The organism is Aureibacillus halotolerans (assembly GCF_004363045.1).
Taxonomy (GTDB): Bacteria; Bacillota; Bacilli; order Bacillales; family DSM-28697; genus Aureibacillus; species Aureibacillus halotolerans.
The window spans coordinates 285,555-302,841 of sequence record NZ_SNYJ01000001.1 but is presented as its reverse complement, the minus strand read 5'-3'; the positions used below and the strand labels follow the sequence as shown (position 1 = coordinate 302,841).

Genomic DNA, 17,287 nt, shown 5'->3' with positions numbered 1-17,287 from the left:
CCTGCAATATAGTATGGGGGGAAGTGCATAGATGAAAAAGGTTAAGAAAAAAATGATGGTCGCTATGGCAGGAATGCTTTTAGCGACAACCGCATGTTCATCGGGGAATGAGCAAGCGACTGGCAGTGAATCCGCAGATAACAAGAGATTCAGTCTTGATATTATGCTGCCTGCTTTCAAAACAGAGCTCCCAGATAGCTCAAGCCGGGTCATCCAAAAACTTGAGGAAGAAACGGATACAAATGTTGACATCATTTGGGTGCCAGATAGCTCTTACAATGACAAATTCAATATTACTCTTGCCTCTGGAACTTTACCAACAATTCTGGTCGCCGATCCTAAAATGCCTAGTTTTGTAAATGCCGCAAGAAACGGAGCATTCTGGGATTTAACGCCTTATCTTGAGAATTATCCGAACCTATCACAAATGAATGAAACGATTAAGCGTAATGCCTCTATTGATGGCAAAACCTATGGGATTTATAGGGCGAGGCCGTTAGGACGCATGGGAGTGACCGCTCGATCTGATTGGATGGAAAACGTTGACCTTGATCAGCCAAAGACCATTGAAGAGTTTTATGAACTTTTGAAAGCCTTTACAAACGATGATCCAGATCAGAATGGCAAAGACGACACGTATGGGCTCGTCATGACCAAATACAGCGGCCCGTGGGATATTATGCAAGTATGGTTCGGAGCACCAAATAAGTGGGGGGAAAATGATGAAGGAAAGCTGATGCCTACCCACACCTTCCCAGAGTATTTGGAAGCTTTGAATTTCTTTAAAAAGCTCTATGATGAAGGTCTCATCAATTCGGATTTTGCTGTGCGGGACTCCGCCATCTGGACGGATGATATTGTGAATGATAAAGCTGGGGTTATCGTTGATGTTGCTGACCATGCATCCCGAATAGAAGAGCAACTTATCGAAAAGGATGCAGAGAACCCTGGCACAGTTGATGTTTTTCAGGCACCAGCAGGACCAAAGGGGCAACTCTCCTATCCGACCTCGGGGTATTCCAAAATTCTTGCGATCTCTAAGGAAAAAGTGGGGACAGAAGAAGAGCTTGATAAAGTATTAACCTTCCTTGATCAACTGAATAACCCAGAGATCGGGAATTTAATTACAAGTGGTATTGAAGGTGTACATTACGAAAACATGGGTGATTACATTGAACCTACAGATGATCCAGCTTTACAGGCAGAGAAAGAGGGCCTAAATCAACTGTCAATGTCCATTGTTGATAAGGATCTTTTGAATGTTAAACAGACCGAAGTACGCAAGAAAGTTGACGAAGTTATGAAGGCGAACGAAGATACTATCGTTCCAAATCCAGCAGAACCTCTCATTTCTGATGAGTACGCAAAAAATGGTGCCCAGCTTGACAAGATCATTGAAGAAGCAAGAATCAAGTATATTGTAGGACAAATTGATGAGGCGCAGCTCCAAGCTGAACTGGATCGCTGGATGGAAAGTGGCGGTGAGGTTTACATCAATGAAATAAATCAACTGTATGACGAATTAGAAAGCGTTCAATAAAACAACTCCAGGATACGGATGATGTCAGGTTCTGTGAAAGGCTAGAACCTGACAATATAATAAAAGGGGGAAGTTGTATACATGAACCAGATAAAGAAAAAAATGATGATTGCGATGGTGGGAATGCTTTTTGCGACAACTGCATGCTCGTCAGGTAGTGGGACGTCAGCGAGCGGTGAAACGGGAGAAGATGGGCGTTATACAGTAGAAATTATGCTGCCGGCGTTTAGCACAGAAATTCCTGACGATTCAAGTCCAATCATTCAAAAAATGGAAGAAGAGACCAACACAAATGTTGATTTTAGTTGGGTACCGAACAGTTCTTACCCTGATAAATTCAACATAACCCTCGCCTCTGGCAGTCTGCCATCTATCATTGTTGCTGGACCTAAACAGCCGAGTTTTGTGAATGCCGCAAGAAGCGGAGCATTCTGGGATTTAACGCCTTATCTTGAGAATTATCCGAACCTATCACAAATGAATGAAACGATAAAACACAATGCCTCGATTGATGGCAAGTCATATGGCGTTTATAGGTCTAGGACGTTAGGACGCATGGGGGTGACTGTTCGATCCGATTGGATGGAAAACGTTGGTCTTGATCAGCCTAAAACCATTGATGAATTTTATGAATTATTGAAAGCCTTTACAAACGATGATCCTGATCAAAATGGTCAAGATGACACGTATGGGCTCGTGATGACGAAATACGGCGGTCCTTGGGATATTATGCAGGTCTGGTTTGGAGCGCCAAACAAATGGGGCGAAAATGATGAAGGAAAGCTGATGCCTACCCACACCTTTCCAGAATATATGGATGCTTTAAATTTCTTTAGAAAGATTTATGCTGAGGGGCTTGTCAATTCCGATTTTGCGGTACGCGACCCAGCAATTTGGACAGATGATGTGGTGAATGGAAAAGGCGGCGTTATTGTAGATGTTGCTGACCAGGCACAGAGAATAGAAGAACAGCTTATTGAAAAAAATCCTGAGAATCCTGGCACAGTGGCTGTTTTCCAGGCACCAGCTGGACCAGAAGGCCAGCGTTCACTTCCAACTTCAGGATATAGCAGTATTCTTGCCATTTCCAAAGAAAAAGTGAAGACAGAGGAAGAGCTAGATAAAGTATTAACGTTTCTAGATAAGCTTAATAATGCAGATATGGAAAATTTACTCACATTCGGTATTGAGGGTGTTCATTACGAAGACAAAGGGGAGTTCATTGTTCCTACAGAAGATCAGACCTTATTGGCTGAGACAAATGGCTTGAATCAGCTTCTTATGTTTATTACAGATAATGAGAATGAAACATTGAATGTAGAGCAAACCGAAGTACGTAAGAAAGTTGAAGCAATTCAAAAAGCAAATGTAGACATTGTCGTGCCAAACCCTGCTGAGCCTTTCATATCTGATGAATATGCAAAAAATGGTGCCCAGCTTGACAAAATCATTGAAGAAGCAAGAGTTAAGTATATTGTTGGCCAAATTGATGAGGCGCAGCATCAAGCTGAACTGGATCGCTGGATGGATAGTGGCGGTGAAGCTTACATTAGTGAAATTAATGCGCTTTCTGATGAAGTGGAAAATGCACAATAGACTAAATAAGGATACGGTTTTATCCGTATCCTTATTTACCCTTGATTGAATGTATAGGTGGTTAATGGAAAAATTGGTCTCCTATTTGTTTGTAGATGTTCTTTAATGACGACTCGATAGGGTGAATAATGTTATTAAAAATTAGAATTTTATGCGAATTCTGGAGGTAATGATAATGAATAAGAGCTTCAACTACGGGAGAGCTTTAATCGTTGCAACGACACTTACCTTGTCAGTTGCTTGTAGTTCTGAGTCTGCACAAAACACAACTGAAGATGGAAGCAATCCAATTGAGGTGATGCTGCCTGGCCACAGCACCGATTTGCCACAGGATGATAGTCCGGTTCTCGTAGCTTTGGAGGAAGAAACAGGTCGTGACGTCACATTAAATTGGGTGCCGAGCACGTCCTATGACGATAAATTCAATATCATGTTGGCTTCTGGAGAGTTGCCTACATTGCTCGTCATTCCGTCAAAAACACCTAGTTTCGTAAACGCTGCAAGAAGCGGTGCGTTTTGGGATCTAACCCCATATCTAGATGAGTATCCTAGCTTGTCTCAAATGAATGAAACAATCAAAACCAATGCCTCGATTGATGGAAAAACGTATGGGATTTATCGGGGAAGAGCACTTGGAAGGAATGGCGTTACCATTCGTCAGGATTGGCTTGACAACCTTGGCTTATCTCAGCCTGAAACCGTTGATGAGTTCATCGAAGTTTTAAGAGCCTTTACAAATGACGATCCAGATGGAAATGGGCAAGACGATACGTATGGATTTGTCACCTCAAAAGGTGCTGGCTCATTTATCACAATGCAAACGTGGATGGGGCTCCCGAACGAATGGGGAGAGACGGATGAAGGGAAGCTTATGCCAACGCACACATTTCCTGAGTATGTTGATGTGTTGACGACATTTAGAGAGATGTATGCAGACGGACTTGTAAATACCGACTTTGCCGTAAAAGATGGAGCATCAAGTCCTGACGAGGTGATCAATGGAAAGGCAGGAGTGCTCATTGGCGTAGCTGACCATGCGCAACGAGTCCAGGAAGCGATTATTGAGCAAGGCGGAGAAGGGATTGTTGATGCGATGCAACCCCCGGCTGGCCCTAAAGGACAACGAGCGGTCCCAACGTCCGGATACAATGGTCTGATCGCCATATCCAAAAAAGCAGTTCCAACAGAAGAGGATTTAAAAGGGGTTCTAACATTTCTAGATCAAGTCAATTCGGAAAAGATACAGAATTTACTAGATTTTGGGTTAGAAGGGCGTCATTATGAAAAAGAAGCAGACTACCTCGTCCGTACGGAAGATACTGCGCTGCTTGCTGAAATGAATAGTTTAAATCAGTTGCTCATGTATATTCCGAGACTAGATCGGATTACAGTGGAACAAACCCCTATTCGTCAAAAAGTTGCGGATGTACAAAAAGCGAATGAAGAAATTATCGTGGCAAACCCAGCCGAACCTCTTATTTCGGACGAATACGCTAAAAATGGTGCACAGTTAGATAAAATCGTTGATGAATCAAGAATCAAATACATTGTTGGGCAGATCGACAAAAATCAATTGAATGCAGAATTAGAGCGGTGGATGAAGGTTGGAGGTGAAGAATATATTAAAGAAATAAATGAGCTATACAGCCAAGGAAATTAATTTTTCCCATCAACCTTCTCCATTTTTGCACAATATACGTCACGACCATTTTCTAAAGCCACGAATACAGCAATAGAGCCCACTTGCTATAAACAATTTGTTGCAAAAAAATCTCATAGCATGTGAACGTAAGCTATGATTTACTATTGTTGATAGCGCTTACAAACATCTTGAGAATCCGACCTCATGTAAACGAATCCTGGAGGAGGAAGATTGATGGCAAAAGCTAAATGGCGGCATTGGTTGACCGCTGGAATTGTGGCAACGGTACTTGGAGGAACACCTGGGGTAGGGCATTGGTTTGGTGAACAGTCTTCTGCACAAGCAGCACCTAAACGGCAAATGGAGGCATTGGATCGAGGTGTTGTGGCTGTCCCAATAGAGGATGGGATGTTAATCAGCTGGCGACTGCTCGGAACAGACCGAAAATCGATTGGCTTTCATGTGTTCAGAAATGGTGAGCAATTGACGGACAAGCCAATTAAGTCGTCGACAAACCTTGTTGATCCAGAAGGAACATCATCAGATTCGTATGAGGTTGTTGTTTCGAATGGGAAGGGCAAGGGCAAAGGAGCTGCTAATGGCGAGCAGGCACTTGTGCTAAACGAGCAATACCTTGATGTGTCGATTGACAAGCCTGCCGATTGGACAGGGCCAAATGGCGATACACATGAATACACAGCCAATGATGCGAGCATTGGCGATCTTGATGGTGACGGACACTATGAACTTGTGTTGAAATGGGATGCGAATGGAAAGGACAATTCTCATTCAGGCTTTACAGGTCCTGTTTTTATGGATGCCTATGAACTTGATGGCACAAAGCTATGGAGAATCAATCTAGGGACCAACATTAGAGCAGGAGCACATTACACACAGTTTATGGTATACGATCTTGACGGCGATGGTCGTTCTGAGGTTGCTATGAAAACAGCAGACGGAACAATTGATGGCATCGGTCAGGTCATTGGCGATCCTAACGCGGATTATCGAAATGACAGTGGCTATGTCCTTGAAGGCGATGAGTTTTTAACGGTTTTCGATGGAGAATCTGGCGCAGCCCTTGATACGATCGCCTATGAACCACCACGTGGAAACGTTTCTTCTTGGGGAGATAATTATGGCAACCGCGTGGACCGCTTTTTAGCTGCTGTCGCTTATCTTGACGGCAAACGTCCTAGCCTTGTGATGGCAAGGGGATACTACACGAGAACGGTATTAGTCGCTTATAATTTCCGAGATGGGCACTTGGATAAACAATGGACGTTTGACAGCGATGAGCGAGGAGAGCAATACGAAGGGCAAGGCTTTCATAACTTGAGTGTCGGTGATGTGGATGGCGATCACAAAGATGAAATTGTCTTCGGCGCCATGACGATCGATCATGATGGTGATCCATTGTACAATACGAAAGCGGGTCATGGGGATGCAATGCATCTAGGGGATCTAGTTCCAAACCGCAAGGGTCTTGAAGTGTTTACTGTTCATGAAAACCGTCCTAACGATACCGGCGTAGCATTGCGAGACGCAAAAGATGGCGAATTGATTTGGGCTGTTCCAACGACGACAGATATTGGACGTGGACTTGCGGCCGACATTGATCCTGCATACCCTGGAGCGGAGATGTGGTCAAGCAGTGATATAGGGAAGCTTTGGAGCGCATCTGGCGAAGTGATCTCTGACCAACATCCTGCGATTAACTTTGCCATCTGGTGGGACGGCGATCCATTAAGAGAAATCCTTGACCATAATTGGAAGGAACCACATGGTGTAGGGAGAATTGATAAATGGAATCCAGACACACAAAGTGCTGAAACCTTATTAACGGCCACAGGAACTTATTCAAACAACTGGACAAAAGGGAACCCTGCGTTGCAAGCGGACTTATGGGGAGATTGGCGCGAAGAGGCCATTTGGCGAACAGAGGATTCAACTGCGCTCCGAATCTATACGACGCCTTATGAAACAGATTTACGCATGACGACACTAATGCACGATCCACTTTATCGTTTAGGGGTCGCTTGGCAAAATGTAGCGTACAATCAGCCTCCGCATACAAGCTTTTTTATCGGAGCGGACATGGATACGCCACCAAAATCAAACATTTACACGGTTCCAAGGTAAGGATTGAGCGGAGGATTTACAAATGAAAAGCAGGAGGTCTTCGTCTTCTAATGGATGTAGCAAACAAAAGGCTTTTTCTAGCATCAGATTCCACGGTTCACGACTATGGAGAGGACTCTTTAAAACGAGGTTGGGGAGAATTTTTGGCTGAGTTTATCCCCGCCAGTGCTGAAGTGTATAACCACGCGATGAGTGGCAGAAGTTCAAAAACCTACATTGAAGAAGGTCGATTGGACGCCATAGCAAAACAACTGCAAACCGGGGACTTGTTGCTGATCCAAATGGGGCATAACGATTCAACGAAGTCAAAGCCAGAGCGGTATACAGATCCTGAAGGCAGCTATCGCTTTTACATCAAGCAGTATATTTCCGCAGCTAAGCAACATGGGGCGATACCCATTCTAGTTACACCAGTGGCAAGGTTGCAATTCGAGGATGGAGAGTTTCGCAACAGTCACACCCCATATTGCAATGCGTTGAAAGACATTGCTCATGAGGAGAACGTTCTTCTCATTGATTTGACATCTCTCAGTCTAGCTCGTCTGAAGGACGTCGGTTATGAAGAGGCAGAGAAGTGGTATTTGGTGTCTATTTTAGGTGAGGACTACACGCATTTTACAAAAGCAGGGGCACGTGAAATGGCAAGGATTGTCGGGAACGCGTTATTGAGTTTAACTCTTTTAGAAAGCCAGGGAGTACACATCAAATAAAAATAGAGTTTGCGACCACGTTTGTCAGTAGCCTTCCACCCCCTTTTTTAACCCGATTATGGTAGACTGAAGAAATGAAAAAGGGGGCGGCAGCTTGGGAAAGATGGATGAAGCAATTATAGTAGTGCCAAGGCAACAGCTGTTTAAAGATACGATCTTTCATGGCTTGTGTCAGGAGAAGCAGCAAATAGAAAATGTGATGCAGCAAATGGAGGCGCATTACACAACAATGCGACGGGGAGATGCTGAAGAGAATGAAGCGTATAAGCAGCCGATTCCATACGTTGTTGTCCGACGAGGTCAAGCTTATTTTGTGTATGAGCGACTCTCAGCTGGTGGAGAAGAGCGGCTGCACAACAAGCTTTCTTTGGGCGTAGGTGGTCATCAAAACCCGTGCGACCAAGAGGACTTCACTGCTATTCTACAAGAAAATTTGCTCCGTGAGTTAGAGGAAGAGCTTACTTTTGATCGTTCTCAGCCTTTTACGTTGACACCGGTAGGGTTGATCAACGATGACAACGATGCGGTGGGACGAGTACATGTAGGCATCCTGCTAATTTTGGATGTGGAGCCTGAGACAAATATTCAGGTTCGCGAAACGGATGTGTTAAAGGGCTCTTGGCAGAAAGCTGATGAGCTAAACCAACAGTATGACCGTTTTGAAAGCTGGTCACAGTTTGTGATTGATACGCTTTAAGCATAGCTGTATTAGAAAGACTGTAAGTTCGTCATTAGTTGACGTGCTTACAGTTTTTTTGTTGGAAACAGAACGATGTTAAAGCGAAAATGAATGAAACGTTTAATTGGAAAAAGCGAGCCGATATCGAATCAAAGCGAGCCCGAAATGTCCAAAAGCGAGCCGGAAATGCAGGGAAGCGAGCCCAAAGTAAGGTGAAGCGAGCCCAAGTAGAAAAAGCGAGCCGATATCGGATCAAAGCGAGCCCGAAATGTCCAAAAGCGAGCCGAAAATGCAGGAAAGCGAGCCCAAAGTAAGGTGAAGCGAGCCCCAGTAGAAAAAGCGAGCTCTACCGGGCCCATTTGGTAAAGTAAGTCACCATTTCTCTGATGGAATGATTTATCCAATGTTGGTATGGTTCTGTTTTCTATTGTGCCCCATAAGTAACAAATACTATTGACACCGCATATTTTATTGTTGTATGGTTAGTTACATAAGTAATTAACCAGTTATGCAAAGGAGAAGAGGTGACATATGAGTTCATTAATTGAAGATGGTCGGCCCATTTTTATTCAAATTGCGGAACGAATTGAAACAGATATTATTGAGGAACGTCTGCCAGAAGAGTCACAGGTCCCTTCCACGAATCAATTTGCCGCCTTTTACAAAATAAATCCAGCGACAGCTGCCAAAGGAGTGAATTTGTTAGTGGACGAAGGCATTCTCTATAAGAAACGGGGCATCGGAATGTTTGTTGCAGAAGGAGCAAGGCAAAAATTGTTTACAAAACGAAAAGAACAATTCTTTGAACAGTATGTTGCGAAGATGCTTCAAGAGGCAAAAAAGCTTGGGATAACAGAAGTGGAGCTAAAACAAATGTTGCAGAGAGGGGACCTTTAGGATGAGTAAAACAGTTGTAGAGGTGAAGCAACTTACCAAAGTGTATAAAGACCATGAAGCTGTGAAAAATATTAGCTTTTCTTTAGAAGAAAACAAAATTTATGGCATGCTCGGCAGAAACGGTGCCGGAAAAACGACGATCATGCATATGCTAACTTCACAGCTTTTTCCTACAAGTGGTGATATTGAAGTGTTTGGAGAAGAGCCTTATGAAAACTATTCCGTTCTGAACCGTATTTGTTTTATTAAAGAAAGCCAGAAATATCCACAAAATTTCCGAGTCGCCGATGTGTTGGAGATTGCTAGCAAAGTATACCCAATGTGGGACGAAGCGTTTGCGAGCCGCCTGGTAAAGGCATTTGATTTGCCATTAAAAAGGCATGTGAAAAAGCTTTCGAGAGGAATGTTATCTGCCGTCGGAATTATCGTCGGCCTTGCAAGTCGTGCCCCACTGACGGTTTTTGATGAGCCGTACCTAGGGCTCGATGCTGTTTCAAGGCAACTATTCTACGATCAATTGCTTGCCGATTACAGCGAGCACCCGCGTACTGTCATTCTCTCCACACATCTTATTGATGAAATCAATGAACTTTTGGAACACGTTTTTATTATTAATAAAGGTGAATTAATGATCAATGAGGATGTAGAGACGCTTCGCGGAAGGGCACTTACGATATCTGGTCATAAGGATCAGGTGGCTAAGTTCACGGCAGGGAAAAAGGTCATAGCCGAAGTTCCATTTGGTGTCTTTCAATCGTCGACAATATTGGTCGAAAGCGGAAAGAACGACAAAGCAGAAGCAACTGAGATGGGCCTTGAGGTGACTCCGGTCTCACTACAGCAATTGTTCGTTCACTTGACAGGTGTGCCAATTGAACAGACGGAGGTGCAGTCATAATGGCAATAAGAACAGTTCTATCAATGTTTAACAAAGATGTTTGGACGTGGTATATTGTCCCATGGATGATCGTTGGCATCAGCTTTCTTATTAATATTGTTATCGCGTTAAGTGTAGCTGACGAATCCATTAATACGAGCGGCATCACATCCCTTTATGTCTATATGTTCATCGCTGGAATGCTTGCTTTAACTCAGTTTTTTCATTTCGCGCTCGGGCTGAATATCCGACGAGCTGATTTTTACTTTGGCAGTCTCCTAATGATGCTTTTCGTTAATGCTGCAATGACTTTGATTCTTGTTATAATTGGGCAAGTGGAGCTCTTCACAAATCAATGGGGCGTCAACCTCCACTACTTTTACCTGTCTTATCTGAATGCAGGTTCCGTTTTTCAGCAATTTTTTAGCATCTTTTTGACATTGGTGCACGTGACTTTAGCTGGGGCGACGATTGCTAGCATCTTTTTACGCTTTGGACGCGCAGGAATGTTTATCTTCTTCGGTGCTATTGGACTCTTGGTGAGTATTGCCGTGCTGCTAATGAGTATCAACGAACTGTGGGTGCCTGTCTTTTATTATGTCACTTCTCAGTCATTGCTTTCGATTGCTACGTTTACGCTACCGCTCACGATCATTTATATTGTTTCCTCGTACTTGTTTATCCGAAAAGCGATTGTAAGGTAAGGGAGATCCGTTTAAAAAAAGCGAGCCGTGTCATCCTGTAATGGACGATACGGCTTTTTGATTTGCTTAAAAGATATCCCGACATTCTTGACAGTAAGTGAAATCAAATGTATATTCAATTTAATAAACATCTAATTAGATGATGATCTAATTTCAAAGGAGGCTACCCTTGCAACTCAACAAGCTCGTGCACTATTATAAATCGCTATCCGACCATAATCGCATTCGCATCGTACTTTTGCTTTCTTCACGGCGTCCACTAAGTGGCAAGGAGCTTGCAAAGGAACTCGCTGTCACGCCGGCGACCATTACTCACCATATGTCGAAGCTCAAAGACGCTGGACTCATCTATGAGCGTCGAGATAAAAACACGATCTACTACCATGTTCATACGAGAGTGGTGGAGCAAATGGAATCTGCTCTAATGACATTCGTTAAGAAAGGAAGAGAAGATGTGCACACGCCTGAAACGTTGAAGTATCAAGAGAAGGTGTTGAAAAACTTTTTTGATGGGAACCGATTAAAAACCATTCCTTCGCAGCTGAAAAAAAAGTTGATCGTTTTGCAGTACATTGTCGAGCAGCTTGACCCCCATACGTCTTACGCGGAAACAGACCTAAACAAGTTTATTGAAACCTTCCATGAGGATTTCGCCACGATTCGACGTGAGTTTATCATGCACAATCTCATGTACCGGGAAAAGGGAATTTATGAAGTGAACCCACAAGAAATGTGGGAGAAGTGGCAGACATTGTCTTAATAACCAACCAGGCCGACGTCATGAGGAGAACCATGCAAAGTTTTCACTTTTAACAAAAACCACTTCGAACTTGAGAATACAATCTTTAGTATGAAAAAAGTAGTCCAATTCCTCATCGGGGGTGGACTACTTTTTCTCTATTCGCTTTACCCATTCGTTTAGTGTTTGACAAAAACGCAGTTAGTAAGGTTTGTAATCGTATGCGTACAAGTCCCGGTATTTAGCTGTACGTATACATTAGAATTACTTCATCTTTGCTTTTTGTATCTGATCGTAAGTAGATGATCTTCGGGCACCAAGTGATATAACTCTTCATGGAAAGATGCGCTTAAATTGTCTTGTTTGGTGAATCAACACGGCTCAACTAATTATCTGTTTTCTTTCTCCATTATACGAGGTCGGGATAAAATAAAAACATTTTCTGCAGAACATAACACTAGCGAAGTATTTTTACGAAGCGGTTAATGCTCATGTCGTAAAGTGTAAAGCGCCTTTACAAAAACATACAAAACGTGCACCTGCTCTTTACGAGCGCTTCATACTGTTTCCTTATCATGAGTTTCAAGAGACTGTGAGGAAAACAGTACATTTGGGAGGGAATGGAATGAAACGCTTCAACTGGGCTTTTGTATTATTGGTCATGGGAATTTTAATGCTCGCGGGCTGTGGGTCAGCTCCCGCGGAAGGAACGACAAGCAATTCGGCTTCAGGAGAGACTGAAGGTTCTGGAGAAAGTGAAGGAAGCGGCAAAACGGAAATTACATATTGGTATGCGTGGGGAGACAAAATTCAAGAAAACAATGAAAATCTTGTCAAGATGTTCAATGAATCACAGGATCAGATCCATGTGACGGCCGAATATCAAGGCTCGTACGACGATCTTCATGCGAAAACGCAGGCAGCGTTTGCAGCAGGCAATGCGCCGGAAGTCACTCAAAACGAAATTGCCTCTGTTGGTGTTTTTGCATCAAATGGCATGACAGAAAACTTGACGCCTTTCGTTGAAAATGACGATATCCAAATGGACGATTTCGTTGAAGGTCTGATGGGGAACTCCTATGTGGACGGAAACCTTCACGCGTTACCATACTTGAGAAGTACGCCAATCTTGTACTTGAATACAACGATTTTAGAGGAAGCAGGTCTTGATCCGGCTGGTCCAAAAACGTGGGAAGAATTTGAAGAGTATGCGACAAAGTTAACGGTTGAAGGCGAACGCGTTGGGATCACAATGCCGATTGATATTTGGTTCTTTGAAGGCTTTGTTGCTCAATCAGGGGGAACAATGCTGAATGAAGAAGGAACAGAAATTGCTTTTAATGAACAACCAGGCGTCGAAGCGTTAACGTTCTGGAAAGAGCTTGAAGACAAAGGGGTTTTAAAGGTCCCAACAGGCGATGAAGCGGGAGATCAGGCAAAGCAGGATTTTGGGAATGGCCGTTCGGCGATGTTATTCTCCTCTACTGCCGACCTTTCGTATTTACTTGGTGTTGCTTCAGAGCAATCCTTTGACTTGAACACAACCTTCATGCCTGCCAACGAAGATTTTGGTGTGCCAACAGGCGGGGCTAACCTTGTGATGACAGCTGGTTTAGATGAGGAAAAGCAGCAGGCAGCATGGGAGTTTATCAAATGGATGACGGCAAAAGAGCAAACCATTTATGCGAGTAAATATACAGGTTATCTGCCAAGTCGTACGTCGGCGATTGAATCCGATGAAATGAAGGCCCTTTACGAAGAGAAACCTCAGTTCCGTGTGGCTGTAGATCAGCTTGAATATGCGAATCCTCGTCCGATGGCGGAAGCCTATCCGGAAATTACGAAGCTGTTGAAGGATCAGATTATGCGCGTCGTTCTAGAAGACCTTGATCCACAAGAGGCGATGAATGAACTTGCAGAGCAAGGCAATGGCCTTCTGAAGTAAATGATCTTGCAGATCAACAGTGGAAGAGAAAAGCGAGCAACGTGCTTTTCTCTTTTCCACATAATTTAAGGAGGGATCGTATTGGCTGACATCGTATTTGAAAATATTACAAAAAGCTTTGGTGACACGACGGTCGTTGATGAAATGAACCTTACGATAAAGGATGGGTCGTTTACGGTCATTGTAGGCCCCTCTGGATGTGGTAAATCGACCACACTTCGAATGATAGCAGGTCTTGAGAAGCAAACCTCTGGCAATATTTTTATCGGAGGTCGTTGTGTGAATGAAACGGCTCCGGGAAAAAGAGACATCGCCATGGTCTTTCAAAATTATGCGTTATACCCAACAATGACGGTTCGTGGCAATATTGAATTTGGTCTTGTGAACAAAAAAGTGCCTAAAGCTGAAAGGCAAGCATTGATACAAGACATTTGTGACATTGTTGGCTTAACGCCTTTTCTTGACAAGAAACCGCAGTCACTCTCTGGGGGACAGCGACAGCGTGTCGCCCTTGCGCGTGCCATGGTGAAAAAACCTTCCGTCTTTATTCTTGATGAACCTCTCTCTAACTTAGATGCAAAGCTCCGCGGACAAATGCGTACAGAGCTTGTCCAGCTCCATCAGCGTCTGGGAACAACGTTTGTTTATGTGACACATGATCAGGTTGAGGCAATGTCGATGGGCGATGAAATTGTGCTCATGGACAAAGGCGTGATTCAACAAGCAGATACACCGATGAAAGTGTATCATCAGCCGCGGAATGTATTTACAGCGGAGTTTATCGGTACGCCAGCGATGAACATCTTTCCGATTGAAGATTTGGCCTCGTCGCTTTCTGACATTCCGAAGAAAACAGCCTTTGTTGGTTTTCGCCCTGAGTACGGAATGTTGTCGACTGAAATGAATGCCGACCATTCCATCACGATGATCAGTGAACTTATTACCGTTGAACCTTTAGGGAGCGAAACGATCTATCAATTTAAAAGTGGACGACAATCTTTTTATGTCAAAACGTTTTTATCACCAGTGCATACGTCTCATCGTCTCATGGTGCATGTGCCTAAAAGTCGCTTGTATTTTTTCGATGTAAAAGGTGAGCGTGTCATTAGTGGGATCGAACAGTCAAACGTTTCGTTGGATCAGGAAATGCCGCTTGTGGCAGAAAGGGCATAGCGATGTGGAAAACCCTTCGACCGTACGCCATGGTGGCACCTGCTGTACTTATCTTTGCGTTGTTTTTTATTTACCCCATCTTTTATATGATCTACCTCAGTTTTTTTGATTGGAATTTTGTCAGCCCTACCAAAGACTTTGTCGGAGTTGACAATTTCACGGTCCTCTCTGGGGATAGTGAATTTCAAAAGGTCATGTGGAATTCCTTGTTTTATATGCTTTTCACCGTTACGTTGACGATTTCGTTGTCGTTGTTGCTCGCCTTGTGGTTAAACAAAAAAGCGCGCATTTATGGGTTTATTCAGGGCGCGGTATTCAGTCCCCACATTATTTCACTCGTCTCAGTCGCTATGCTCTGGATGTGGCTGATGGACACAGATCATGGGTTGTTAAATTGGGCATTAGGGCTGGTAGGTATTTCGCCAGTGCAATGGTTAAGCAGTCCAGATACAGCCCTATGGTCGCTCGTTCTTGTTGCGGTGTGGAAAGGCGTGGGATTTAATGCGCTTGTGTTTATCGCAGGGTTGCAGAGCATTCCTAAAGACATGTATGAAGCCGCAGCGTTGGATGAATCCGGCCCAGTACGAACGTTTGTGAAAATCACGCTCCCGATGCTTTCGCCAACCGTGTTTTTTCTAACGATCATTAATATGATTGGCTCTTTTCAGGTGTTTGAATCCATTGCGATCATGACGCAAGGGGGACCAATCAATTCGACCAACACGTTGGTATTCTATATTTATCAATATGGATTCCGGTTCTTTAAAATTGGGTACGCGTCAGCAGCAGGTGTCATTTTGCTTGTACTTATCGCCATTTTGACAATTGTCTACTTTAAATTAATGGAACGACGTGTTCACTATCGATAGAAAGGAGTCCGTCATATGAAAGCTATAAAATGGGTAGGAAAAGGGGTAAATGGCATCGGGCTTGTGCTCGTCGTCCTCCTCTTTGCACTTCCTTTTCTATGGATGATGTCCACATCCGTCAAGACCCTCGGCGAAACAATCACCTTTCCGCCAACGTGGCTCCCAGAGGTCTGGATGTGGGAAAATTTCACGACCGCGTGGAATTCTGGTCCGTTTCTTAAATACTTCATGAACAGCATCATCGTCGCCGTTGGCATTCTCGTGTTTCAGTTTTTGACGATGATTCCGGCAGCCTACGCGTTTGCGCGGTATGAATTTAAAGGGAAAGGGTTTTTCTTTGCCTTGACGATGGTGACCCTTATGATCCCAGCTCAGCTCATTTTTCTGCCAGTGTACTTGCAAATGAGCTCGTTTGGGTTATTAGACACGGTGTGGGCACTTATTCTTCCGTTTGGCTCAAGTGCGTTCGGCATTTTTTTGCTGCGACAGTCTTTTAAGCAGGTGCCTGAAGAGTTGCTTGAAGCGGCACGACTTGATCAGGCGAGTGAATGGAAAATCATTTTACGCATTATGATGCCGATGTCCAAGCCAGTGCTAATTACGTTTGCCTTGTTCAGCTTCATTACGCATTGGAACGATTATTTTTGGCCGCTTGTGATGACGACCTCTGACAGTGCACGGACCTTGCCACTTGGTATTGCAAAGTTAAAAGAAGTAGAGGGCGGTGTTGCTTGGAATATCCTTATGGCAGGCAACATGATTCTTGTCGTCCCTATCCTCATCGTCTTTTTCTTTGCCCAACGCCATATAATTCGTGCCTTTGTTTATACGGGCGTGAAGTAGTAAGACTAAAGGCTCAATCCACAGATTGTGGGCATTCTTCAACGCATTGCTTCTATGTCACACCTTCAACTATTCATTTGTGATCGGACCTTGGTCTGGTCATTTTTTTTTGCGTGTTACTGCAGTTCGGAAATCACTTTCACTCAGCCTGTGCCTGAGTGGAAGCAAGGTGAGATACTTTCGAATCGGTGTTGCGCTTATGCCCTTAAGGGTGCAGGAACCGCTTCGTCAAAATACTTCGCTTGCACCATAAATGGTATAAGGTCAACATCGACTCAGAAAAGCCTCTCGTCGTGTTTACTTTACCGCTTGGCACGGCTTCAGCTTCCTTGGAATCTTGCTTTCCTGCGGGATCTTCAGCTCGTGCTGTTCCCGCTGGAGTCTACGTATTTTGACTACGCTGATGTTTGCTTCTGTGTAAACAGGTCTCGTATAACGAGGAAGAAAGCTCGAGTGAACCTTGTGTATAAAGGAACAGATTGAATTTGAGTTAAGTAGGGAACACAAGAACGCAAAGATGAAACGATTCCACGGCATAAAACTAAGTATATGGGGCATTTTTGCAACTTGCGTAAAGTAAAGATACCAACGTCCACTACTTTACACCTCTAAAAGAAATGAAGCTTCATTCCAATGAGGAGATGTTGGATAGAAGTAATTAATGTGAAACGTAGTAGCTAGTGCCCTTTCCACAAATTTAGTCTGGTAACAGTTGCAAATGAAACCGCAAAAGGTCTTTTTCTGTACATTCGTCCTTTTATTAAACCAAAAACGGCTACTAGTGAGACTCCTGCGGGAAAGCGAGCCAAGCGAGACCCCGCAGAGCGTGAACACGCTCGAGGAGGCGCAGCAGAAGCCCGCGGAGAGCGAACGTATAGCTGTTTGCCTATTGAGAACTTTTTCCATATGTATTGTGTGCGAAAACAAGCAC

General features: G+C 43.8%; 14 protein-coding genes. All 14 read left to right on the top strand.

From position 1 onward, the window contains the following. Positions 1-31 precede the first annotated feature (31 nt). The 14 genes from EV213_RS01395 to EV213_RS01330 all read left to right on the top strand — a co-directional run bounded on the left by EV213_RS01395 (position 32) and on the right by EV213_RS01330 (position 16,356). Positions 32-1,540: an extracellular solute-binding protein gene (locus EV213_RS01395; RefSeq protein WP_133578681.1), complete on the top strand. Its 1,509-nt coding sequence runs from the start codon at positions 32-34 to the stop codon at positions 1,538-1,540. Positions 1,541-1,621: 81 nt separating this feature from the next. Continuing rightward, positions 1,622-3,136 (top strand): extracellular solute-binding protein, encoded by a 1,515-nt coding sequence (locus EV213_RS01390; protein WP_133578680.1) that lies wholly within the window; start codon positions 1,622-1,624, stop codon positions 3,134-3,136. Between the two features lie 175 nt (positions 3,137-3,311). After that, positions 3,312-4,796 (top strand): extracellular solute-binding protein, encoded by a 1,485-nt coding sequence (locus EV213_RS01385; RefSeq protein ID WP_243739944.1) that lies wholly within the window; start codon positions 3,312-3,314, stop codon positions 4,794-4,796. A gap of 216 nt (positions 4,797-5,012) precedes the next feature. After that, positions 5,013-6,920: a rhamnogalacturonan lyase gene (locus EV213_RS01380; RefSeq protein WP_166639113.1), complete on the top strand. Its 1,908-nt coding sequence runs from the start codon at positions 5,013-5,015 to the stop codon at positions 6,918-6,920. 50 nt (positions 6,921-6,970) lie between these two features. Then, positions 6,971-7,630, top strand: a complete 660-nt coding sequence (locus tag EV213_RS01375) for a rhamnogalacturonan acetylesterase (RefSeq protein WP_133578678.1) — start codon at positions 6,971-6,973, stop codon at positions 7,628-7,630. A gap of 94 nt (positions 7,631-7,724) precedes the next feature. Beyond that, positions 7,725-8,327 carry a hypothetical protein gene (locus EV213_RS01370; protein WP_133578677.1) on the top strand — a complete coding sequence of 201 codons (603 nt, stop codon included), beginning with the start codon at positions 7,725-7,727 and terminating at the stop codon, positions 8,325-8,327. 513 nt (positions 8,328-8,840) lie between these two features. Further along, positions 8,841-9,206 (top strand): GntR family transcriptional regulator, encoded by a 366-nt coding sequence (locus tag EV213_RS01365; protein ID WP_133578676.1) that lies wholly within the window; start codon positions 8,841-8,843, stop codon positions 9,204-9,206. A gap of 1 nt (position 9,207) precedes the next feature. Further along, entirely contained in the window at positions 9,208-10,104 is an 897-nt protein-coding gene (locus EV213_RS01360) for an ABC transporter ATP-binding protein (protein WP_133578675.1), read from the top strand. Further along, positions 10,104-10,787 carry a hypothetical protein gene (locus tag EV213_RS01355; protein ID WP_133578674.1) on the top strand — a complete coding sequence of 228 codons (684 nt, stop codon included), beginning with the start codon at positions 10,104-10,106 and terminating at the stop codon, positions 10,785-10,787. The genes EV213_RS01360 and EV213_RS01355 overlap by 1 nt, the downstream gene beginning before the upstream one ends. A gap of 169 nt (positions 10,788-10,956) precedes the next feature. After that, positions 10,957-11,547, top strand: coding sequence for a DUF2087 domain-containing protein (locus tag EV213_RS01350; RefSeq protein ID WP_133578673.1), 591 nt, complete (start codon positions 10,957-10,959; stop codon positions 11,545-11,547). 604 nt (positions 11,548-12,151) lie between these two features. Next, positions 12,152-13,471 (top strand): ABC transporter substrate-binding protein, encoded by a 1,320-nt coding sequence (locus EV213_RS01345; RefSeq protein ID WP_133578672.1) that lies wholly within the window; start codon positions 12,152-12,154, stop codon positions 13,469-13,471. An 81-nt stretch (positions 13,472-13,552) separates the two neighbouring features. Further along, positions 13,553-14,644, top strand: a complete 1,092-nt coding sequence (locus EV213_RS01340) for an ABC transporter ATP-binding protein (RefSeq protein ID WP_243739943.1) — start codon at positions 13,553-13,555, stop codon at positions 14,642-14,644. 2 nt (positions 14,645-14,646) lie between these two features. Next, complete coding sequence (locus tag EV213_RS01335) at positions 14,647-15,513, top strand: carbohydrate ABC transporter permease (protein WP_133578671.1); 867 nt, start codon at positions 14,647-14,649, stop codon at positions 15,511-15,513. A gap of 15 nt (positions 15,514-15,528) precedes the next feature. Continuing rightward, complete coding sequence (locus tag EV213_RS01330; protein WP_133578670.1) at positions 15,529-16,356, top strand: carbohydrate ABC transporter permease; 828 nt, start codon at positions 15,529-15,531, stop codon at positions 16,354-16,356. Positions 16,357-17,287: the final 931 nt, after the last annotated feature.